The sequence below is a fragment of the Paenibacillus sp. J22P59 genome (genome assembly GCF_059383895.1).
On the sequence record NZ_JBXENX010000001.1, the window covers coordinates 361,952 to 385,125 of the forward strand.

16 protein-coding genes are annotated in these 23,174 nt (G+C 45.0%); 14 read left to right on the forward strand and 2 right to left on the reverse strand.

Annotated elements, in window-relative coordinates:
- Positions 1-351: 351 nt before the first annotated feature.
- Positions 352-1,227 (reverse strand): LysR family transcriptional regulator, encoded by an 876-nt coding sequence (locus AC50YO_RS01800; protein WP_494842496.1) that lies wholly within the window; start codon positions 1,225-1,227, stop codon positions 352-354.
- 123 nt (positions 1,228-1,350) lie between these two features.
- On the opposite strand from AC50YO_RS01800, the gene zwf reads away from it, so the two are divergent.
- From zwf to AC50YO_RS01870, 14 genes are all read left to right on the forward strand, one after another.
- Positions 1,351-2,856 (forward strand): glucose-6-phosphate dehydrogenase, encoded by a 1,506-nt coding sequence (gene zwf, locus AC50YO_RS01805; RefSeq protein ID WP_494842498.1) that lies wholly within the window; start codon positions 1,351-1,353, stop codon positions 2,854-2,856.
- Positions 2,849-4,840 (forward strand): transketolase, encoded by a 1,992-nt coding sequence (gene tkt, locus AC50YO_RS01810; protein WP_494842500.1) that lies wholly within the window; start codon positions 2,849-2,851, stop codon positions 4,838-4,840. The genes zwf and tkt overlap by 8 nt, the downstream gene beginning before the upstream one ends.
- Before the next feature lie 16 nt (positions 4,841-4,856).
- Positions 4,857-6,275 (forward strand): NADP-dependent phosphogluconate dehydrogenase, encoded by a 1,419-nt coding sequence (gene gnd / locus AC50YO_RS01815; RefSeq protein WP_494842502.1) that lies wholly within the window; start codon positions 4,857-4,859, stop codon positions 6,273-6,275.
- Between the two features lie 293 nt (positions 6,276-6,568).
- Positions 6,569-8,953, forward strand: a complete 2,385-nt coding sequence (locus AC50YO_RS01820; protein WP_494842504.1) for a polyprenyl synthetase family protein — start codon at positions 6,569-6,571, stop codon at positions 8,951-8,953.
- A gap of 160 nt (positions 8,954-9,113) precedes the next feature.
- The gene (locus AC50YO_RS01825; protein WP_494842506.1) at positions 9,114-10,196 is read left to right on the forward strand and encodes a GerAB/ArcD/ProY family transporter; all 1,083 of its coding nucleotides are present in this window, start codon (positions 9,114-9,116) and stop codon (positions 10,194-10,196) included.
- Entirely contained in the window at positions 10,193-11,674 is a 1,482-nt protein-coding gene (locus AC50YO_RS01830; protein ID WP_494842509.1) for a spore germination protein, read from the forward strand. The genes AC50YO_RS01825 and AC50YO_RS01830 overlap by 4 nt, the downstream gene beginning before the upstream one ends.
- Positions 11,671-12,840: a Ger(x)C family spore germination protein gene (locus AC50YO_RS01835; protein ID WP_494842513.1), complete on the forward strand. Its 1,170-nt coding sequence runs from the start codon at positions 11,671-11,673 to the stop codon at positions 12,838-12,840. Before AC50YO_RS01830 ends, AC50YO_RS01835 begins: the two co-directional genes overlap by 4 nt.
- An 80-nt stretch (positions 12,841-12,920) precedes the next feature.
- Positions 12,921-13,376, forward strand: a complete 456-nt coding sequence (locus tag AC50YO_RS01840) for a hypothetical protein (RefSeq protein WP_494842516.1) — start codon at positions 12,921-12,923, stop codon at positions 13,374-13,376.
- Positions 13,377-14,254: 878 nt separating this feature from the next.
- Positions 14,255-15,541: a condensation domain-containing protein gene (locus AC50YO_RS01845; protein ID WP_494843222.1), complete on the forward strand. Its 1,287-nt coding sequence runs from the start codon at positions 14,255-14,257 to the stop codon at positions 15,539-15,541.
- Between the two features lie 201 nt (positions 15,542-15,742).
- Positions 15,743-16,111 (forward strand): hypothetical protein, encoded by a 369-nt coding sequence (locus AC50YO_RS01850; RefSeq protein WP_494842518.1) that lies wholly within the window; start codon positions 15,743-15,745, stop codon positions 16,109-16,111.
- Positions 16,112-16,147: 36 nt separating this feature from the next.
- Positions 16,148-17,902, forward strand: coding sequence for an ABC transporter ATP-binding protein (locus tag AC50YO_RS01855; protein WP_494843227.1), 1,755 nt, complete (start codon positions 16,148-16,150; stop codon positions 17,900-17,902).
- Positions 17,886-19,730, forward strand: coding sequence for an ABC transporter ATP-binding protein (locus AC50YO_RS01860; RefSeq protein WP_494842520.1), 1,845 nt, complete (start codon positions 17,886-17,888; stop codon positions 19,728-19,730). Before AC50YO_RS01855 ends, AC50YO_RS01860 begins: the two co-directional genes overlap by 17 nt.
- A 36-nt stretch (positions 19,731-19,766) precedes the next feature.
- Positions 19,767-20,093, forward strand: coding sequence for an antibiotic biosynthesis monooxygenase (locus AC50YO_RS01865; RefSeq protein ID WP_494842524.1), 327 nt, complete (start codon positions 19,767-19,769; stop codon positions 20,091-20,093).
- 341 nt (positions 20,094-20,434) lie between these two features.
- Positions 20,435-21,622, forward strand: a complete 1,188-nt coding sequence (locus AC50YO_RS01870; protein WP_494842528.1) for a multidrug effflux MFS transporter — start codon at positions 20,435-20,437, stop codon at positions 21,620-21,622.
- A gap of 115 nt (positions 21,623-21,737) precedes the next feature.
- Here the strand turns inward: AC50YO_RS01870 and AC50YO_RS01875 are convergent, their stop codons facing one another.
- Positions 21,738-22,973, reverse strand: coding sequence for a cytochrome P450 (locus AC50YO_RS01875; RefSeq protein ID WP_494842531.1), 1,236 nt, complete (start codon positions 22,971-22,973; stop codon positions 21,738-21,740).
- Between the last annotated feature and the right edge of the window lie 201 nt (positions 22,974-23,174).

Here is a 23,174-nt window from a genome sequence, read left to right on the forward strand (position 1 = left end):
AAAAAAATTGGCCCGCATTTCTGCGGGCCATGTCCTAGCTCTATATCAACAGTGGGGTTGATGTCTCTTAGTATAGAAAAGTAACCTTAATGCAACATTAAATTTTTTTGTCGGTTTGTTCACAATCCAATTTGTTCCAACGATATAAGTTGCTTTTAATCATCCTGTATTGTTTAGGTAGTGGAGAGGGCTCCTTTTAATTAGCTCTATCATTCGCTTCCCTGCTCCCTGTTCTGCGAATAGCCGGAATTGTCCAGTTGTAAGGTGGAATTATTAATAGAGTGGAACAGCAAAAAAGCAACTCAGCCGACTTTGAATCGGCTGAGGTTGCTTTTATTTGCTTAGCAGCTGCTATTTCATCAGTTCAATAAATTGCTTTGCTGCATTCGATAACGGCATGTTCCTCATAATCATGAATCCCACTTGGGAGGGGGGCATCTTGATGTCCAATTGAATTTCAAAGAGAGAGCCTTCCTCCAGTTCCTTAGCAATGAACTCCTTCGTTACATAAGAGATCCCGAGACCCTTCCGCGCAAATTCGATAAGAAGATCCACGCTTCCCACCTCAATCTCCGGCTTGATTTGATAACCATAGGTTTCAAATAGCTCGGTAATCGCCACGCGTACTCGACTATTACGGGAGAATAGGATGATCGGGTACTGAAGCAGCTGCTCCAATGAAAGCACTCTGTTCTTAAGCTCCGCGTAACGAGCCCCCGCTACAAAACAATCCTGAAGCTCGATCCCCTTCATCACTTCAAGCTGGGAATCGACGATAGGCATACGAACAACGCCCAGATCAATTCTGCCTTCCTTCAAGAAGGAGATCGTTTCAGGCGTCGTCCCATGATTGAGATGCAGCTTGATGCCAGGATGCTTCTGAAGATAGCTCTCCAAGTAAGGAAGCATATAGTGCTTGAACAACGAATCGCTTCCGCCAATTCGGAGCTCGCCGCTGTCCAGATTTTTTAGCGCTGCCATCTTTTCTTCTGCCAATGAGATTAAGATCTGAGACTTCTCGATATAGGAATAGAGAGTCGCGCCTTCCTGCGTTAATGCTACCCCTTTGGAATTACGGTAAAACAAGGTGATGCCGAAGCTATCTTCCAACTGCTTGATGGCATGGCTGACGCTGGGCTGAGTGATAAACAACGCTTTGGCTGCATTAGACAAGCTTCCCGTCTTCGCGGCCCAATAAAAAACCTTATAAAGCTCGTAATTGATCATAGACGTGGTCTATAGCTCCTGTGAAATATATTAATTACCCGTATAGGTGATATTCGTATTATAGTGGATTAACGAAGTAGAAACCAGACCTAACAAAGTAGCCATGTTGGAAGGAGTCGGAATATGGAAGCAACCACTTTTGTCTTATTTGGAGCGACAGGGGATTTGGCAAAAAGAAAAATATACCCTGCTTTGTATAACTTATTCGTTGATCAGAAGCTCCCGCAATCCTTCTCGGTGATCGGCCTTGGAAGAAGGGAGCTGTCCGATACAGCCTTTCGGGCAAATGTCGAGCAATCCCTTCGCAAGTTTTCCAGACGACAAGCGAATGACCCTGCTTTATTGAATAAATTTTTGGGCGTGTTCCGTTATAATGTGCTCGATGTAGGCCGTAAGGAAGATTATAAGAAGCTCCTGCACCTGATTGAACAGCAGGAACAAGGCGCCGTATCGAACCGCATGTTCTATTTGTCCGTTGGACCGGAGTTTTTTGAAACGATTTCTGCCAATATTCATGACAGCGGACTAGGTACAGTGGATGGGTGGAAACGTCTGGTGATCGAAAAGCCTTTCGGCCATGATCTGCAATCTGCTCGGGAATTGAACCGTAATTTGAGCAAGGCCTTTACGGAGGAGGAAATATTCCGAATTGATCATTATCTCGGCAAGCCGATGGTACAGAAGCTTGAGGTTCTGCAGCAGAGTAATCCGGTTCTTCAGGCATTGTGGGATAAGCGTTACATTGCCAACGTTCAAATAACGGCGAATGAAATTGTCGGTGTTGAAGAGCGGGCTGGCTATTATGATCATGTGGGCGCGGTCAGAGACATGTTCCAGAACCATATGCTGCAATTGCTCATGATGCTCACGATCCATCTTCCGAACAACAGCACTTCAGAGAATGTCCGTTTCAAAAAAAAGCTGGTAATGGATTGCCTAGAGCCGCTGCAAAAAGAAGATGTCAAAGCCCATGTTGTCCGCGGGCAATACGGTGCAGGAGTGATTCAGGGGGAAGCGGTCGTCGGTTATACGGCTGAACCAAACATACCGGCAACCTCCAGCAATGATACCTTTATTGCGGCTAAGCTGCAAATCGACGATTATTTCTGGCGAGGCGTTCCTTTCTATATTCGCACAGGTAAGAGGATGAATGAAAAGTCGACCCGGATCGTGATCGAGTTCAAAGAACCTCTGCAGCAGGGTAGGGTAAGCGAGAATAATAAAGCTCCGAATCTGCTTGTGTTCGAGATTAGTCCAAGCGAAAGCATCTCACTCCAGCTCAATACGAGGGATTCTCTACATAAAGGGGATTTCATGCCAATGCATTTTGACTTTCATGAGAGCCGGGACAATGTTCCCGAGGCTTATGAGAATTTGATTAACGATGCTTTACATGGCGATTCTACGTTCTTCGCGCATTGGGATGAAGTGGAATTGTCATGGCAATGGGTTCAACCGATATTGGATGCATATGAAGAAAATCTCGTCCCGCTTCATCTTTACGCGGCTGGCACGAATGGACCTGCCCAGTCAGATGAGCTGTTGTTGCAAGACGGCTATCACTGGTGGTTCGATGAGAAATCGGAACAACAACAAAATGAACATATAAAAGGAGAACAATATGCCTAACACACAAACAATTGACCAACTATCTGTCGATACGATCCGTACTTTATCTATTGATGCGATCAACGCTGCCAACTCCGGACATCCAGGTCTGCCAATGGGTGCCGCACCTATGGCATACGCTCTATGGAGCAAACAGCTCAATCATAATCCAGCCCATGCACAATGGTTCAACCGCGATCGTTTCGTATTATCCGCAGGTCACGGCTCAGCTTTGCTATATAGCCTGCTGCATTTGTCTGGCTATAACGTTTCTATAGAAGATGTGAAGCAGTTCCGCAAGCTGAACAGCAAGACTCCAGGACATCCTGAATTTGGCCACACTGATGGCGTAGATGCAACAACCGGACCTCTTGGACAAGGTATTGCGATGGCAGTAGGCATGGCGATGGCTGAAGCGCATCTGGCTTCGAAATTTAACCAGAGCAGCTTCCCTGTCGTCGACCATTATACGTACGCGCTTGTCGGAGATGGCTGCTTGATGGAGGGTATTTCCTACGAGGCGATGTCTATGGCAGGTCATATGAAGCTGGACAAATTAATCGTCTTGTACGATTCGAATGATATTTCCTTGGATGGAGAGCTCAATCTATCCTTTGGAGAGAACATGCAAAAAAGAGCAGAATCTGTTAACTGGCAGTATTTGCGTGTAGAAGACGGTAACGATATTGAGCAAATCGTGAAAGCAATCGAAGCTGCGAAGCACAATGAATCTCAGCCGACGATGATCGAGATTCGGACCGTTATCGGCTACGGAAGCAAGGTAGCAGGAACGAATAAAGCGCATGGCAATCCGCTTGGCTTAGAAGAAGCTAAGGCGACGAAGGCAGCTTATGGCTGGAAGTATGAAGAGGAATTCACAGTTCCAGCAGAAGTGAAGGCTCATTTTGCGGAACTGAAACAAAATGGCGAAGCCAAAGAAGCAGCTTGGAAGCAATTGATTGCTGACTATAAAGCAGCGCACCCAGAACTTGGTACGGAGCTCGAACAGATTATTGATGGAACTGTCGTTATTGATACGGCAGATATCGTTACTTTCGATTCGTCCAAAACAATGTCTACTCGCGTAGCAAGCGGTCAGGCGATCAATCATTTCGTGAAGTCGGTTCCTGCGATTTTTGGCGGCAGCGCGGACCTGTCCCATTCCACGATGACCGATATAAATGGCGAGCAAATATTTGCTATTGAATCTTATGCTGGCCGCAACATTTACTTCGGCGTTCGCGAGCATGCGATGGGTGCAGCGGGCAACGGCATGGCGCTGCATGGCGGCGTGAAGCCTTTCGTAAGCACATTCTTCGTATTCAGTGATTATTTACGCCCATCTATTCGACTGGCTGCACTGCAGAAGCTGCCTGTTACTTATGTATTCACGCATGATTCAGTAGCAGTAGGCGAAGACGGTCCTACGCATGAGCCGGTAGAGCACTTGACTGCGCTGCGCACCATTCCTGGGCTTACCGTTATTCGACCTACTGATGCCAATGAAACGGCAAGCGCGTGGGCTTATGCCTTGCAGCAGCAGGAAGGTCCGGTCGCTCTCGTGCTGAGCAGACAAAACCTCCCTATCTATGAAGCTACTAAAGGCAATATTGAGGATGTAGCTAAAGGTGCTTATATCTTGACGGAGACCAACAATGAGCCGGATGTTATTCTGATCGGAACAGGCTCCGAGGTTTCCTTGGCAGTAAGCGCCAAAGCAGAGCTTGAAAAGGATAATATCTCTGTACGAGTAGTGGCGATGCCAAGTCGTGAATTATTCGATCGGCAACCCGAAGCCTATAAACAGTCGGTTCTGCCAGCAGCTATTACGAAGCGGGTAGCTATTGAAGCCGGCATATCACTCGGTTGGGAGCGTTACACAGGACTAAGCGGCAAAATAGTGTCTATTGATACATTCGGAGCTTCAGGACCAGGAACCGAGGTCTTGGAATACTTTGGCTTCTCCGTCGATAATGTCGTTCGCTCAACGAAAGAATTACTATAAGGGGAGGCAGCTATTGATGAAAAAGCAACAAATTGGCGTGGTTGGACTCGCTGTCATGGGTAAGAACCTTGCTATGAATATTGAAAGCAAGGGCTTCTCGGTTGCGGTATTTAATCGGTCGCCTGAGAAAACAAAAGAACTATTGGCAGAAGCGCAAGGCAAGAATTTCATCGGCACTTACAGCATGGAGGAATTCGTGCAGTCATTGGAGACACCGCGTAAAATTCTGATTATGGTCAAAGCGGGTGAAGCGACGGACGATACGATTAATCAGCTTGTGCCTTATCTGGATCGAGGAGATATTCTGATCGATGGCGGGAATGCCTATTTCCCTGATACACAGCGCAGAAATCGTGATCTTCAGGCTCAAGGCTTCCGGTTCATCGGGGCTGGCGTATCTGGTGGAGAAGAGGGAGCCTTGAAAGGCCCAGCCATTATGCCGGGCGGACAAAAGGATGCGTATGAGCTGGTCGAGCCTATACTGACAGCTATTTCGGCTAAAGTGAACGGCGATCCTTGCTCCACTTATATTGGAGGAGACGGGGCTGGGCATTATGTCAAAATGGTCCATAACGGCATCGAATATGGCGATATGCAGCTCATCGGCGAAGCTTATCATCTGCTCAAGGATGTGTTGAACTTAAGCACAAGCCAGCTGCATCACATTTTTACAGAATGGAATAACGGCGAGCTCGACAGCTATTTGATCGAGATTACAGCTGATATTTTCAGTAAAATCGATCCAGATACAGGCAAGCCGATGGTCGAGATCATCCTTGATTCGGCAGGACAAAAAGGAACGGGCAAATGGACGAGCCAAAGCGCATTGGATCTGGGCGTTCCGTTGTCTATTATTACGGAATCTGTCTTTGCACGGTTTATGTCTGCGATGAAAGAAGAGCGCCTGACTGCAAGCAAGCAATTGAATGGCCCAGCGGTATCCGGCTATGAAGGCGATCCTAACGAGTTCATCGAGGCGGTTCGCAAAGCTTTGTATACGAGCAAAATCGCTTCCTATGCACAAGGCTTCGCACAAATGAGAGCTGCTTCTGACGCCTACAACTGGGATTTGAACTATGGCAGCATCGCAATGATTTTCCGCGGAGGTTGTATTATTCGCGCAAGATTCCTGCAAAACATTAAGGATGCCTATGACCGGAATCCGGCTTTGAGCAACCTGTTCCTGGACGAATACTTTAGCGGGATCGTCGACAGCTATCAGGAAGCTTGGAGAAACGTTATAGCGATTGCCGTAACTAGAGGCATCCCGGTTCCTGCTTTTTCTTCCGCTTTAGCTTATTATGACAGCTACCGCTCGGAGAGGCTGCCAGCTAATTTATTGCAAGCGCAAAGAGATTATTTCGGGGCTCACACATTCCAGCGTCTTGATAAAGAAGGCAGCTTCCATTTCCAATGGATGGACAATAACGCATAAAAAGCAGTAATTGAACGTATTCTTTTCTATACAACAGGCACTCCTTATGGATACTATGAAATGTCATCTTTCATAGTATCCGTGAAGGAGTGCTTTTTATTTGGAAACTCAATAAAATGACCGCATGGATTTCGTAACCGAAAAGAGCTTGTTCGCGTATAATGATAGAAATAGGATTCGACAAATTTCTTCCATTAGGAATAATTATCCGTTTTAAGTCCATGGAGGAGCCTCTTGAACACCTAATGGATACATGCTTGTCAAAAATTAAAGAATTAGAGGTAATCCAACGTATGAATGAAAAGTTTACTGATCATGCCGATACCTGGTATCGGTTGGCGGAGCAGAGGGCAGCCCGCTATTTCGCCTCGCTTTATGAGCAAGTTAAGGAACAGGCCTACATACCTTCCCTGACGGGGGATATCCAAGTGTGGAAAAGAACCCATGTTCGTCAGCATTCCTTGTTTTCCCTTTTTTCACGAGGAAAGAGAAAGCCTGATGCGGTGAATTATGATAAATATATTCGATGGCTTAATTATTCAGGTAAATTGGATGATTATCTGGATCGCAGCATTTCTTATATTTATATGAGGGATCTAGGCAAGGCTATGGATTCCCCTGATACACAGGACAGAATACAGCGTCTCGTAGCTGATTTGAAAAACTATTTGCTTCGTTCCAATGCTGCAAGCGGCGGGGACCAACCAGCCTTTATGAATTTTGCCGGCTTGTATCGGTGGGCTCAGAAGGAAGGCATTGAAAGCACGACGATCTGGTTAATAGATAAGCTTAAGTCCGTCTCCACCAATCTTCCCAAAGAAATGAATGCGGAGCATGCCGTGCGCAAACTGATCAAAATCATTATCGGGGTTATTCTGCATGTCATAGAGGAGATGGGCGATACAACATTGCCAGAGGAGCGCTCTAGGAGACTTGCCGAAGCGATGAGGCTTGGCTACTCCTATGGTCTGACGTATCCTTTTATTGACGATTTGCTTGATTCTCAAGTCTTGAACGAACAGGAGAAAGAGCAATATTCTCATATGATACGCACCGCGCTTCTCAATGGATCTGTCCCAGATCTAGGGGAATGGAGCGGGAGCAATATGGCTATGATCCGATACGTCCATTCGGAGCTCCGGGATGCTTTTGAATGTATTAAGGGGCAGCAGGGCGCGGAAACCGAGCATAGCTTTTTCGAGCAGGCCTATGTATTTTTCCATTCTCAGCATATAGATCGTGTGAAAGATCTGGCTCATGCCGATTACACGAATGAAGAGCTTTATCTGCCCATCATCTTGAAATCTTCTTCATCCCGCTTAATCGTTCGTTCTGTTATTAGTGCTTCTGCTGATGAAGGCTTTGATAATCGAACCTTTTATTATGGCATCTATAATCAGCTAGCCGATGATTTTGCCGATTTGTTTGACGATATGAAAGACGGGGCCGTAACGCCTTACACCTATTATTTAAAACATCATCGCGAGCGCGTGGATTTGATCAATCCCTTCGAATTGTACTGGGCAGTTATCTCAAATTTGATTCATAATGTGTACCAGTCTGACAGCAAGAGCCGTGAGGTAATACTTGATCGTGCCATTAACGGTCTGAAACGCTGCAAGAAACGGATCGGTATTGAAAAATATAATGAGCTTATGGGTATACTTGCTCCGAAAGCACCCGAATTCAATCGTCTGATTCAACAAATGGTCCGAAAAGCGGATGATGTAGATTTCTTCGACAAGCTGCTTCGTGATCATATGGTGACGGTTCTAAAAAACGATAGAGAAGGAAAGGAGCAATTTTTCCATACCCTTACTAATGTTCGAGATCAGATTAATAGCTTCTTGCCAATTGCCAAGCATTATGAAATTCCGGCGCAAGCAGAGTCGATTATTGATGCCGCCAATTACAGTATCGAAGGAGCTGGCAAGCGATTGCGGCCAATACTGGCCTGGGTAATGGGGGTTAATGAATATAAGCTAAGCCCATCGGCTATTATGCCTTTATTGAAGTCCTTGGAATATATGCATACCACCTCATTAATCTTCGATGATCTGCCATCGCAGGATAATGCGTCTACCCGACGAGGACGTCCGACCTTGCATCAGGTACATAATAGCGCCACTGCAGAATTGACGGGTCTATATCTTATCCAGAAAGCGATTGAAGAGCAGTCCTCTCTTACGGGGTTCAATCCCAATAACGTGATTGCACTAATGAAATACTCATCCCAAAAGGCAGGCGATATGTGTATCGGCCAGGCGATGGATTTGCATTCCAAAGGAAAGCCTTTGACACTGGAGCAATTGAATCGCGTGTGCTTCTATAAAACAGGAATTGCATTCGAAGCGTCATTAGTGATGCCGGCCATTCTCGCTGGGGTGACGGAGGCAGAAATCGCCACTTTGAAAAAATACGCCTATCATGCAGGCATTGCCTTTCAGATTAAGGATGATCTGCTTGATACGGAAGGGGATCTGCTTGTTCTGGGTAAGCCTGTTGGCCAGGATGCCCAGAACAACAATTCGACTTTCGTGACCATCCTTGGTCAGGACGGCGCCAGAAAAGAAATGTGGGAGCACTACTGTCTGGCTATGGAAGAATTGCAGCGAGTGCCGCAGAAGACTGATTTTCTCAAGCATTTATTGAATTATTTGATTAACCGGGACAGTTAATAGATTTGTATTGGACAAAAGACTGAATGCAGGCAAATGCCTTGCGTTGAGTCTTTTTGTTTCCCCTTTAATACGACCTACGTGGATGCATAATCAGGCGGGGGAAGGGAAACTATACCAGAGGTAAAATATCCAAGCCGGGAGAGGAGGGAAGGCCATAATGGAAGTTTCCTTTTCAAGATTGCAGATCGTACTTTTGATGCTTCTATCGCTGGGGATCTCGAATCATGTGCTTATTATCCCTCATCTTCTTCAAGCAGCAGAGCGCGACGCCTGGTTCAGCATTATGATTGCTTACTTAGGCTTGATTGGCTGGAGCGTCATTCTGTATTTAATTATGAAATCGATGAATACGTTATCGTTGTCGGATTGGTTGAAAAACCGAATAGGAAAGCTCGGATTTGGGTTGATAAGTGGAGTGATCGCACTCTATTTATTGGCTGCAGGAATCATGATTGTTTTCGATACGACAAAGAACGTCAATATCTATTTTCTTCCAGATACGAATGATGTCGTTATTACGCTAAGCTTTATATTTGTAGCGTATTGCGCGGGCCGGACAGGACTCAAAACACTGGTATATTTGTCGGCTTTGCTAATGCCCGTCGTTTGGCTATTAGGTATTGGCGTATCCATGATGACGATGGGAATCAAAGACTATGGGATGCTCGAGCCCTTCCTTAAGGAAGGAGCTTCTTCTCATTTATCAGGTGGAGTGATCGTATTTGGCGGAAGCATGGATTTGCTGATGCTGCTCCTGATCCATCATAAGCTGAATAAGCCCATGAATTACGGCACGGTATTCGTATTATTATCTTTGTTAATTGGTTTAATTATGGGGCCAACGATAGGCGCTATCGCTTCGTTTGGTCCTTTTCAAGCCGAAAATTTTAGGTTTCCTGCATTTGAACAATGGAGGCTGGTCATGATCGGCAATAGCATCTCTCATATTGATTTTTTAGCAGCCTTTCAACTAATGGCTGGCAGTATTGTGAGAACGGCACTTCTTATTCATCTCTTATGTGAGCTGTCTGGGGCCAAATCTCAAAAATTTCGCCAAGTCGCTATGCTGATAAGTGCAGGTATTATGTCCACGCCATCGCTTCTAAGGGTTAGCGATATCGTCATGCAAGAGCTCATCCATCATTACTTTTATACCTTTTCTCTCTGGTTCGGTGTTGCACTGACTGTACTTCTATTTACAATCACCTTTATTCCGCAGATGAAAGGGAGCAGATCATGAATCATTCGCCAGAGCAATCGAAGCTGTTCATGAAGCAGGATACGTGGCTGCGTTCAGGCAAGCTATCGAGAGCACAAGTGGAAGAAGCATTATCCCTATATTCCGATGTCCAATTCCCCCCCCTCCCACAATTGGAATTCTCCGATCACATGACGGCCTTTTATTGTGAAGGCATGATTGAGAGGACGGAATTGAATTCTTATTTCTCAAGGGCTTGTCATTATATAAGGCATCGGCCTATCCATCTGGATGAAGCAGAGCCCGTCTATTCGGAAGAAATGCCGCTCTTCGAGAGTAATCGGACATTTGGAGAAATGATTACTAGCCTGTTCACTGGAAAATTGATCATCTATAGGGAAGGCGCTACTAACTTCTGGGCAATAGACGTTTCCAAAATTCCTCAGCGCACATTACAGGAGTCCAATACAGAGATTTCAATCAAAGGACCTAAGGATGCTTTCACGGAAGACCTATTTACAAATATATCTCTGGTAAGGAAGCGGATGCAAACGGAATTGCTGTTCAGCGAGCAGTTCCTCATTGGGAGCCTGAGCAAGACACAAGTCACCTTGCTTTATTTGAACAATAAAGCTAATCCCACAATGATTGCCGAAGTGCGCAAACGATTGGAAACCTTCCAAACCGAAAGCATTATAAGCAGCGGGCAGCTGGAGCAGTGGTTATCGGACCGAACATTTTCCTTATTTCCCTTGATCGATTATATCGGTCGCCCCGATTTTGTTGCTGAAACGTTGCTGCGAGGAAGATTTACGATTATTGTAGATGGATCGCCAATGGCTTTGATCGGCCCGAACAATTTTCTCGAACTGCTAAAGTCACCTGAAGATGTTCATTTCCCATTTCACTTCGTGATGTTTCAACGAATTCTTCGTATTTTTGGTTTATTGGTCGGTATTTTTTTGCCGGGCTTTTGGACTGCAATTGCGTCAGTTAATATCGACCAAATCCCTTTTTCCCTCCTGTCGACAGTCGTTATTTCTCGGGAAGGGGTCCCTTTGCCGTCTTTTCTGGAAGCCTTTCTGCTCATATTCCAGTTTGAGCTGCTCAGGGAAGCTGGTATTCGGTTACCGAAAGCTGTAGGCCAGACCATTGGAATCGTTGGAGGCTTGATCATCGGAGACTCGCTCATCCGCGCTGGTCTTGCTTCGCCAACCCTTCTTGTTATTGTAGCCCTTTCCACCGTATCTACATTTTGCTTGGTGAATCAGTCATTATCCGGTACAGTCAGCCTGATCCGGATTTTTATACTATTGATATCCTCCTTCTTTGGGATATACGGTTTTTTTCTCAGTATGTTCTTGATTATGATCTATCTTTGTCGGCTCGAATCCTTCGGGCTCAATTATCTCGAACCGATCTCCACCTTGCGGTTCAGGGATTGGCTGGCTGCTTTTGTCGGTGATCCTTTCCGTAGATCGCGGTTCTCATCGTCGATGTTAAATAAACGAAAGAAGTGAGCGGAATAATGCGTATCCTGCCATGCCTTCTAATTGCAACAATAGGGTTATTATTTGCATCGGGCTGTTCCACAGATGTCAAAGACATTGAAAAGCTGAACTATGCCTCAGCTATAGGCGTTGATTATAAGGATGGGAAGTACTACGGTTATATTCAATTCATTGACTTTCAGTCGGTTGCCAAGACGAGTGACGGCCAGAAACAGCCTGCAAGAGTTTGGGTCGGAGAGGGAATAGGGGATTCATTTGAGGAGTCGCTTTTTAAGCTTTATGATACGGCGCAAGAAAGAATATATTGGGGGCATGTGACCGCTATTGTGATTAGTGAATCGATATTTAAGCAAGGAATCGAAAAGGTGTACGATAGTTTTATTCGCTATTATGAGTTTCGTCTGACACCTTGGGTTTTTGGAACAAAAGAATCGGTTAAAGAGGTTTTTACTACCGCGGGATTTTTTGGACAATCTCCGCTCAGCACGATCTTGCATGAACCAGAAGGAACCTATTCTCAGGCTTCCTCAATCAAGCCGATCAAGCTTCACCGATTAATTGGGCAAATCAATGAGCCTGGCTATACATCTTGCATTCCTATGCTTTCCTTAAATAAAAAACAATGGAGTGAAAAAGATAAAAACGAGCCTAAGCTTATGATTAATGGCGCAGTATTTATCAAAAATGATACGTACAAGAGCTATATTCCACTCAAAGCGTTGAATGGGCTGCGCTGGGTTCAGAATGGAACGAAGCGATCCGGTATCCCCGTCCCGAATAAAACAGATTCCGTTGTTCAAGTCGTTGTTGAAAAACCAAAAAGCAATGTGAAATGGAATAGTAAAGAGCGTGGTTATACCATTAATATGAGAGCAACCGCCTATATTGTTAATCGAAACAATGAGCAGCTTAAGGGATTGAAGGAGTTAACTCAGCAAACGGCGGCGGTTATCGAACGAGAAATCGCAGATACGTTTCAAGTGGGGCTAGAGAAAAAGACAGACATTTTTAATTTGGAGCATGATCTATACCGACATCACTATGAGGAGTGGAAGCAAGCATCCCCAGCGGAGGATCTATTGTTAAAGAAAAACACCATTCGAGATATCCATGTTGATATCAATATTGAACAATCGAGTTCGGAGAAAAATTCAACCATACAAAGAAACGATTAATTATTGGTTTATGCAACAAATACGTCTGACCTTCGTTAATATAAGTAGGTGCATCAACTATTAATGGAGGTCAGTCAACAATGAAAAAAATAATCTATGGTTCTTTGCTGCTCTTACTCGTTCTTTCAATTAGTGCATGCGGAAAAGCAAATTCAAATCCGCCGGCAAATCCTTCTCCCGATTTACCTTCCTATTATGGTACTTGGACTGTACAAAGCATAATTGGTTCTACACCTGTCTCAACAGAGGCCGATGAGAGTTTTATAGGAATGAAAGCAGCCTACTCCGCTGAAGAAGCCTCCTTTGGCACAGAGGAATTGCTGAACCCGCAATATAAGGAGCAAGAGCTCACCAATGAACAGTTTCTTGCCGAATACCAAAACAAATTAAGTGATATCGGGATTGAATCCGACAAAGTTACAACCGTAGCTATCAGCAATTGGACGAATGCGGGCAGTTCATTCTTTATTAAAGACGATCAGACGATGATTTTCTTATGGGATGGAAACTACTATGAGATGAAGAAGGATCAGTAATTGCAGCATATCTTTATTGGAAGCCGCACAGAGTGCGGCTTTTTTTTTTTATGATTGAACAATTTATATCCAACAATCGTTGCCATATGAACCAGTTTGTAAGTTATGACAATATATAGATGAATGGCCATTCAGAAAGGAGAAGCTGCTTAGATATTAATGCGTTGATCGAGCGTAGACAAGCAGGTGAGAGAATAGAGCTAGCTCACGAGCACGATGATCCTGTAGTGAGGCATTTTCGCTAATTAGTGAGGCTATTATTGCTAAAAGAATTATTTTATGAGCTTAATCGAGGATTAGCGTCACTAAGGTTACTAGTCGAGCAGCTTGGTTCCTCACTAGTGAACCCAGTCTCACTATTTCTTCTTTCTAGCAGTTTATAAGGTGGAACAGTGTAATTAGGCTTCACTAATTAGCGAAGCCTATTCCTTAGTACAATCAGAGATACTCCTGTGCCATTGAAATTGTTTTGGGATAGTTATTGGAAGACCGATAATTTTTACGGATGCTAAAGTGTTTACGATATCGTTAGCAAATAACCTTTACAACAGTGGATGAAAGAAAGGCTGTCCCAAAAGGGTAAACGCCAGCCAGTTGCAATCCCATAATAGATGCAAAAGACCCCTCAAAGCCACTATGACAGTGAATTCGAAAGGTTCCTTTTGTGCGAACCCAATACCTATTTACAAAAAGAATGCTTCCATCTATTATTAAGTAAACGAAACATAAATTTGTTTGCTTAATAAACGAACTAAATTTTAAAATGTCTATCTTATTTTTGAGACAGCCTATCATTACATATCCACGGAAACGGAGGGCTTATGTTGAATATTCAAGCAAATGGTAATTATCAAATTCCGGCGACTTCTCAGGACCGAATGAATTATATACTTGGTATATATTCTGCTGATCAACAGATTACAATGGTACTGGAGTTTGCAGCTCAGTTGGATTATCCCCGTCTGGAGCGAGCTTTTCAATTCACAATGCAGGCCATACCGGTTTTAAGCTGCCGTTTTGTTGAATCTGAGCAGCCTTACTGGGAAAGTGTTCTAAGTGATGACCAGTATCGTGCAGCATGTACAATTGAGCTTTGTACAGATGAAGAATTAGAACGGAATGTGAGGACCTGGATTGCTGAGCCTGGCAATCGTGTGTCGGGGCCGATGGTTCAGGCGCAATTGTTCCGAGCGTCAACGGACAAACTATGCATTCGAATTTCTCACTTATGTTCAGATGGCACAGGTCTAAAGGAATACGTTAAACAGCTTGCTTTTGCGTATACGCAGCTGGAGCAAGCGGCTGCTCCGAATCTGCTTGAGGCAGAGATGCTTGCCAAGCATTGCTCAGGCTTCCGGGATCATGCTCGTGTTTTGTCGGCAGCAGGCATTACGGATAGTCGTACTGTGTTGCGCGATCAGACAAGCGATGCTTCACTATGGTCGTTTCCTTCCAACTCGGTGAACAATGAACAGCCGCAGCTATCTATGGAACGTTTGGGCAAAATGCAAACAGCACAGCTTATCCACTATGCCCGCCAAACAGGAGTGACCGTAAATGATGCTTTGATTGCAGCGTATTTTCGTTCACTCGTTCATCAAGCTGTCTATGCGGAACCGAGGACGAAGAATAAGGCGATTGGTACGACAATTGATCTTCGAAGATATTTGCCTGATCAAACTACAGGTACGATATGCAATATGTCTGGAATGGAGATGCCGGTTATCGAAATGAACGAGGAGGAGCCATTCGAGGCAACGCTATTGAAAGTGAAAGCAGCAATGGATGCTATTAAGCACAATAATCCGGGGCTTTCCTCTGCAGCTGGAATGGATCAGCTAGAGCAGATGCCCCTTTCCGCTGTGAAGGAAATATTTAGTGGACAGCAGGCCATGGCAGTGAGTATAGGCATGGCTTTGCCGCTATTAACGAATCTTGGCGTGATTTCCAAAGAAGCGATTTGTTTTGGCAGCTCAATTGCGGAGGATGGCTATATGACTGCACCCATTATGTACGCGCCGTTTTTTTCAGTTGGGGCCAGCTCTTACAACAATAGGCTTACACTAGCGGTTGGATTCCATACTCCTGCAATAACAGAGGATAACGTGCAGCGTCTTTTGAAAGATATGTTGAAGGAACTAATAGACTGGTCGAATGAGGAGTAATAGTCAATTATACATGAGCAGTATTTTATTGAAGGCCTTATTAAATAAGGCTTTTTTTGTGCGCAATTTTTGATGCAGGAGTTAAAGCTGTTTTGTAAATGTTAAGTGATTATTGACATACATTCATGATCTTGTATACAATCGTATACAAGATCATGAATGTATACAATCGTATACGATTACTATTGAGGAGGAACATAGATGCGTGACGGACATGAACATCAAGGGAAACACGGTCATAGATCGGAGCACCGGGGTCATGGACATTTCAATAAAGAGAACAGAGGGGAGATGTCGGAGCAGCATCTCAAAAAAGCGCAAACGTTTCGCCGCGGCAGAGCTATCGCATTTCTAGATAAGCTTAATATTAACCGTGCGACCTTGCAGCGGCAGTTGAATGATCCTGAGCTTGAAGCGATCAAACAAGTCATAAGCGGTGAACTCAAAGCAACCGAAGCGATTATTGAAGAGTTTATTCATATGTTCCAGCTTCATGAGATTCTATCAGAAGCCAAATCTTGTGGAGAGAATAATAATGATGGGAATGAGCTGAACAATGAGAATAGTTGATGAAGACCTTGGAGATGAGGGAGGACCATATTGAACTTGAAGCCAAACGGTATATTAAAACCATATTTTAAAGAGACGTGGCGCATCTATCTCTCGTCGATATCGCTGCATGCGGTTGCCAGTATCGTATTCGCTTTTTTTCCTAAAATACTCGGTGACTTCACCGATCGACTTAATAGTGGAAACTTGGTGACGCATGATGTCGTACGCTATAGCCTATTACTGTTGGTGATCGGTGCAGGCCACGTTCTTATCGGGGGATACGGGCAATATTTGGTCATGTATGTCGGCCGATTGTTTGAGTATATGACCCGCCGCAGATTATTCTCGCATTTCTCGGGGCTTAGTGAGCACTATTATTCAAAAAATGGTACGGGCAAAATGCTAAGTTACTTTATGAATGATGTTACCGGAGTAAGGGAATCGATCTCTATGGGTGTCAATCAGATGGCGATGGGGACGCTGCTTTTAGTTTCATGCATAGGTGCGATGATTTTAAGCGGTATTCCTCTCTACTTAATCCTTGCATCTGTCGGCCCTTTGTTCCTCATCCCTTGGATCGTCACGCGCTTCGGTCCTGCTATCCGTAAACGATCATTGAAAGTACAGGAGTCGCTTGGTGCAATGACTGAATCAGCTGAGGAGCAATTCGGTGGCATCCGGGTTACGAAGAAATTCGCGGTTGAGCCGATCATGATTGAACGGTTCGATACTCATGTCGATAGAATACGCGACAATCAGCTGTCGCTTGTCCGTATGTCATCCCTTTTCCAAGCCCTTATTCCCTTCCTAGGGTCTATGTCTTTAATTATGTCATTGGCGCTCGGCGGTTACTTAACGGTTACAGGGAAGATAACACTTGGCAATTTCGTCGCACTAACCTTATATATTCGCATGCTGATGAATCCGTTGCAGCAGATCGGCAATGTCATTAATACGGTGCAGAGATCTCGCGCATCATTGCAGCGACTGAATGAGCTGGTGGCGGTCCAGCCAGATATTGTGGAGGCAGAAGATGCCGTTCCTGTTGAGCTGGAACGAGCTTCTGTACATATACAAGGGCTGACTTTTTCTTATCCAGAGGCCTCACAGCCTGCTTTACGAGGTATTGATCTGGTTATTGAGCCGGGCATGACGCTCGGTATTGTCGGTCGTACAGGCAGCGGCAAGACAACACTTATTAAGCTGCTTCTGCGAGCCTTTGAACCACCAGAGCGGTCGATCCAGATCGGCGGAACCGATATTCGTAAAATAAAGCTTGAAAGCTTGCGCAGTCAGATTGCCTATGTACCCCAGGACGGTTTCCTCTTCAGCACAACGATTAGGGAGAATATCGCCTTCGCCAAACGGCAAGCTGGAGAGGAAGAGGTTGAATTAGCGGCTAAGCAGGCAAGGATCTACAGCAGTATCTTAGAATTCCCTAATCGCTTCGACACAAAGCTAGGGGAACGCGGTGTCACGTTGTCCGGGGGACAACGACAGCGAACGAGCCTTGCGCGGGGCTTCATCAAGCAAGCGCCGTTCATGATTCTGGACGACAGTGTCAGTGCTGTCGATACGGTCACAGAGACAGAGATTGTGCAGACGATCCAAGAGGAACGCCACGGCAAGACGACCATTATTATCGCGAACCGAATCAGTGCACTGAAGCACGCAGATCTCATTATCGTGATGGATGAAGGGAGAATCGTACAGCGAGGCAAGCATGAAGAGCTGTTAGCCGAGCCAGGGCAATACGCTGCACTCCATGCGATTCAAGAGGAGGGTGGTCAGCATGCCGCAACCCCATAATAAATCGGATAGGGCAACTCCTTCAGATCAAGGCAAAAACCCGAAATACGAGTATCGGTCGGCCTTTCGGATTCTGGGCTCCTATGTGATCCCGCATCGAATCACCTTTGCCTTGGTCGTGATTTGCACGCTAATCGCCATTGCGTCGGAATTGTTCCAGCCTTATTTGATTAAGGTTGTTATCGATGATAATTTGATGGCTGGCAAAAACGACTTCAGCGGTATTCTTGTTATCTGCATGATCTATTTCGGCTTGTCGATATCTGGATTTTTGTTCACCTATTTGCAAAATAATTTACTTCAGTTTGCAGGGCAAAGCATTGTAGCAAAAATTCGCAAACAATTGTTTGAGCATATTACAAAGCTCTCCATGTCTTATTTCGATAAAACGTCTAATGGCAGTCTGATCACGCATATCTCCAGTGATACCGAAGCAGTGAACCAATTTTTTAACCAAGTGCTGCTCACGCTGCTGCGTGATGGACTTACGCTGCTGTTCATCCTTGTCATGATGTTTCAGTTAGATTCGACACTAGGCATGTATTGTCTAGTATTACTCCCGATTATCGCAATCATTGCGGTCTCATTTCGTTCCTTCATGCGCAATACGTACCAGATGGCGCGAACACGACTGTCCCGCCTTATTGCGTTCGTAGCTGAGAATTTGTCAGGCATGAACTTGATTCAAGCCTTCCAGCAGCAGAAGGCTCAGGCCAAGCTATTCGAAGAACGGAATGACGCCTATTTCAAGGCTAATGTCCGTGAGATCCGCACGCACGTTGTATTTAATCGGTCTTTTGATCTATTAAGCAATCTTACTATCGCATTCGTAACTTGGGTGGGCGGCTATGCCGTCCTTGGCAAGACGCTCGAATTCGGCGTATTGTATGCATTCATTGCGTATATCCGCCAGTTTTTCCAGCCGATCAATGCGATTACACAGCAGTGGAATACGCTGCAATCGGCAACTGTTGCGGTCAATCGAATATGGGGCATATTCGATATTCAGCCAGCTATTAAGGATCGTCCTCAGCCAGTCCACATTGATGTGGAATCGGTGCAGGGACGTATTGATTTCAATCAAATTACATTTAGCTATGAGAGCGAATCGCCGGTGTTTCGTGAACTTGATCTTCATATCCGTCCCGGCGAGATGATCGGTATCGTCGGCACAACTGGCGCAGGAAAAAGCTCCCTCATGAGCCTGTTATGCCGATTCTACGATGTGCAGGATGGCAGCATTGTTATCGACGGCATCGATATTCGAGATTTGCAGCAGGCCCAACTGCATCGTATTGTCGGCCTAGTCCAGCAAGAGCCGTATCTGTACTCGGGCAGCATCATTGACAATGTTCGGATGTTCGACGAGACGATCACCCGTGAGGCAGTTATACATGCCTGTGAATTTGTCGGGGCCGATCCGATGATACAGCGGATGAGCAATGGCTACGATACGAGATTATCCGAGCGCGGGAGTGGGTTGTCAGCAGGTGAACGGCAGCTACTGTCTTTTGCGCGCATCCTCGTTTTCCGTCCCAAAATCCTTATTCTGGATGAAGCTACAGCGAATCTGGATTCACAGACGGAGCAGCTTATTCAGCAAGCGCTGCATGTCGTAGCTGAAGGACGAACAACGATGGTCATTGCCCATCGGTTGTCCACGATCATGCATGCAGATCGAATTATCGTCCTGCGACAGGGGGAGGTGGTTGAATCGGGTACACACATGGAACTGCTGAAGATAGAAGGGTTTTACGAGGAATTATATCGTCATTCACAAGGCGAGACGAGGAATAAAGCAACTAACGTGATGATTGATGTTAGATAAATGAACGAGTAATTAAAAATTATAGGAGGCAATTCGATGCTAATTCAAACTAGAACGATTGTTGTACAAAAAGATAAAGTGGATCTGGTGCTAGAACGCTTTACTAAGGAAAGCCCGATGGATGCAATGGAGGGATTAATAGACAAAACGGTCATGGTCAATCGCAAGAAGAAGCAGGAGTTTGAAGAGGTAGTCGTTATGATTCGCTGGAGATCTATAGAGGATTGGAAAAATTGGGAGAAAAGCGACGTCCATATTCAAGGGCATCGGCAAAAAAGAGGAACACCTGCACCGGAGTATATTATAAGCACAGAAGTTAATATGTACGAAGTTAACGCAATTAAAGAAGGCTTGAATAAATAGAGGCAGTTAGTGTCGAGTTGGTCCAGTGGACTTTCTCGACACTTTTTGTTACATCTACGTTTCTATACTTGCTTTTTTGGATTCTATCCCAAAATGGTTAAGTTACTTGCTTACTTATGTAATTACATGAGTGGGAGAGTGGAGGGAGAACAATGTTGTTAATCCACATAGTAAGAAATTCATAATCTTGCTATAATGTTTATTACCAAACCCCCTTATCACCTATTAAAAAAGGAGATCATTCATGCTCTCATTTGCCAGATTAATTAAGTGCAAGCCCCCGATACCCTAATTCCTTTGCTAGCTAACTGAGATTTTTGAACGATAAGGGGGCATTAGCTATGCAAAGAAAAATCTCTACACCTTCATTGCTGCTGTTAATTATTCTAGTAGGTTTTCCGCAGATTAGTGAAACAATCTACACACCTTCCTTGCCAGATATCGCTCGACACTTGCAAGCAAGCGGCAACATGATCCAATTAACGCTAAGTATTTACTTTCTCGGCTTCGCCTTTGGTGTATTTTGTTGGGGAAGACTCTCTGATCTGATCGGACGTCGTCCCGCAATGCTATGGGGCATAATCGTTTATGGGATAGGGAGTCTGGGATGCTATCTGTCTCATTCAGTCGAGTGGTTGCTCGTGAGTAGATTCATCCAGGCATTCGGCGCTAGTACAGGTTCAGTTGTAACCCAAACTATTCTGCGTGAAAGTATGGATGGCGCAAAGCGTCATACTGTATTTGCTCAAATATCTGCTGCACTGGCTTTCACTCCGGCTATCGGGCCGCTTGTTGGTGCATGGGTCGATCAATTGCTTGGCTTTAGGTTTGTTTTTCTGACGCTTGTTGTAATGAGTATCGGCATTTTAATCTATACATTGGCAGCCCTGCCTGAGACGAGAGTGCCGACAGTATCCAATTTGAACACCTTGTCTGTCACCAAGCTTTTGTTAAAAGACAGAAGAGTGTGGGCATTTGGTTTTCTCATTGGTGCAACGAATGGCATATTATTTAGTTACTATGCAGAAGCACCTTTTATTTTTATTTCGTTTTTCGGCATGCAGCCGGGCTGGTTTGGTTTTTTTGGCATTTTTGTAGCCTTATCGACGATAATTGGGGCAATGCTATCCAAAAAAATGCTTGGAAAATATCCAGCTGAACAAATTATCGTTATAGGCACGATTATTACGATGGCAGGAGCCGTCCTCCTTACTGGTGTCGCGATTTGTGGGATAAGCTCTTCCGTTGTATCTTTGATAGGTATGGTTAGCTGTCTCTTTATTATGCTGCTGGGGATTGGTATGGCTATTCCAAACTGCTTAAGCTTGGCACTAGTCAACTATCGTAATGTGCTTGGTACAGCGGGGGCCGTCTTTGGTCTCGGCTACTACCTTCTCGTCAGCCTAATTACTAGCGGCATGAGTTATTTCCATAATGATTCCTTACTCACTATGCCTTTGTATTTTCTGGTCTTGGCGGTCATTATGGTACTTGTCAGTACGAAGGTGCTTCGTCCTGAAGCAAGGTAACTAAATGACTGTGAATAAATAAAATCATATAGTCAAAAAAAAAAACGGCGCCACAGCTCAGTATGAGTTGTGGCGCTGTTTTTTTTGACTCACCACAATCAATTCGGTGACGCGGCTACCATCTTGTCACACGTACTGGCAATGAGGTCAACGTCTGTCCAGCAGCAGATGGAGTCAGATGCTCCTCGAGCTTGAAGCCGGGGACTGCCTCGATATGCTGAAAGTGGTCCATGAAGAGCTCTAAACCAATATTAGCCTCCAGTCGTGCGAGAGGAGCGCCGAGACAGAAATGCGGACCATTTCCGAAAGTTAAATGGCGTTTATTATTAGGACGATGAATGTTCAGCGTAAACGGATCTTCAAATACTGTCTTGTCCAGATTGGCGGCACTCATCCAAGCGACGACAACATCGCCTTTTTTGAGGTCCACGCCGAGCACATTATTATCCTGCCTCACCGTCCGGTCGATCTTTGCCATATGAAAACGATAGCGGAGCATTTCTTCTACCGTATTCGGAAGCAGCTCGCGGTTTCTCTGTACCTCGTCATAGATCTGGTCGTTATCATACAAGAAGGAGTAGAACGTATTCGCCAGCAGATGGCTTGTCGTCTCGATGCCGGCCCCCAGAATGAACATGGTCATTCGAACAATCTCATCATCTGTTAACTGCTCGCCATCTACCTCGGCCCGAATCAGGTCGGAGATGATATCATCTGTGAGATGGCTTCTTTTGTGAACAATGTGAGGGTAGAGATAGTTATAGTAATTTTTAGCGGCCTGCCGTTTCAGCTCCTGAACCTCCTCAATATTGTTGCTCGGGAGCGGAAGGAATAGATGATCTACCCATTCTTTAAAGAGGAAGCGGTCTTCAGAGGGAACGCCGAGCAGGTTAGCAATTACGATGGTAGGCAGCGCACTAGAAAAGCTTTTTACGATATCAATAATCGGCTCTTCTCCCATATCCTTAATCAGTTGGCTGACCACTTCATGGATGCGGGGTTCCCATAGTTGTAAGCTTCTCGGTGTAAAGGCGGCGGAAAGCAAGCTGCGGCTCTTGAAATGGTCCGGTGGATCTGAGCTCAGATTGACACGAGCGGAGCTATGCTGCCCTTCCTCATTGTCAGCCCCGACGCTGATCGTGGTTCGGGTTCTAACGCTGGAGAAATATTCGTGATCGCCAAGTACTCTCTCAACATCTTCATAGCGGAAAACGTTCCAGCAATCGGTCTCCTCATTATAACTAATCGGTTCATTGTCCAAGTAATGCTTGTACCATTCGAATGGATTAAATTCTTCGACAGCTGATTGGAACTGTGTGATTTTAGCTATAGAGATGATTTCGTGCTGCACAATATCCCTCCTACTGATAATAGATTAGAGTGTAAACCAACTAATATATGTTAATTTAATCATATGCTGGATTAAGTTGCTATGACCGAAACGACCCATGACTAAAGGTCAGCAGAAGGAAGGGATGGATAAGAATTTTATGTGTATATTTGTAATTTGTGATACAATTTAGCATGCGATTATTTGGCTTTGCAGGAGTAG

Bases quoted from the DNA above. Each gene is read 5' to 3' on its own strand.
- AC50YO_RS01860 (WP_494842520.1), top strand. From the start codon at position 17,886: ATGCCGCAACCCCATAATAAATCGGATAGGGCAACTCCTTCAGATCAA.
- AC50YO_RS01840 (WP_494842516.1), top strand. From the start codon at position 12,921: ATGAAAAAAATAATCTATGGTTCTTTGCTGCTCTTACTCGTTCTTTCA.
- AC50YO_RS01870 (WP_494842528.1), top strand. From the start codon at position 20,435: ATGCAAAGAAAAATCTCTACACCTTCATTGCTGCTGTTAATTATTCTA.
- AC50YO_RS01845 (WP_494843222.1), top strand. From the start codon at position 14,255: ATGAATTATATACTTGGTATATATTCTGCTGATCAACAGATTACAATG.
- AC50YO_RS01820 (WP_494842504.1), top strand. From the start codon at position 6,569: ATGAATGAAAAGTTTACTGATCATGCCGATACCTGGTATCGGTTGGCG.
- AC50YO_RS01825 (WP_494842506.1), top strand. From the start codon at position 9,114: ATGGAAGTTTCCTTTTCAAGATTGCAGATCGTACTTTTGATGCTTCTA.
- zwf (WP_494842498.1), top strand. From the start codon at position 1,351: ATGGAAGCAACCACTTTTGTCTTATTTGGAGCGACAGGGGATTTGGCA.
- AC50YO_RS01865 (WP_494842524.1), top strand. From the start codon at position 19,767: ATGCTAATTCAAACTAGAACGATTGTTGTACAAAAAGATAAAGTGGAT.
- gnd (WP_494842502.1), top strand. From the start codon at position 4,857: ATGAAAAAGCAACAAATTGGCGTGGTTGGACTCGCTGTCATGGGTAAG.
- AC50YO_RS01830 (WP_494842509.1), top strand. From the start codon at position 10,193: ATGAATCATTCGCCAGAGCAATCGAAGCTGTTCATGAAGCAGGATACG.
- tkt (WP_494842500.1), top strand. From the start codon at position 2,849: ATGCCTAACACACAAACAATTGACCAACTATCTGTCGATACGATCCGT.
- AC50YO_RS01850 (WP_494842518.1), top strand. From the start codon at position 15,743: ATGCGTGACGGACATGAACATCAAGGGAAACACGGTCATAGATCGGAG.
- AC50YO_RS01800 (WP_494842496.1), bottom strand. From the start codon at position 1,227: ATGATCAATTACGAGCTTTATAAGGTTTTTTATTGGGCCGCGAAGACG.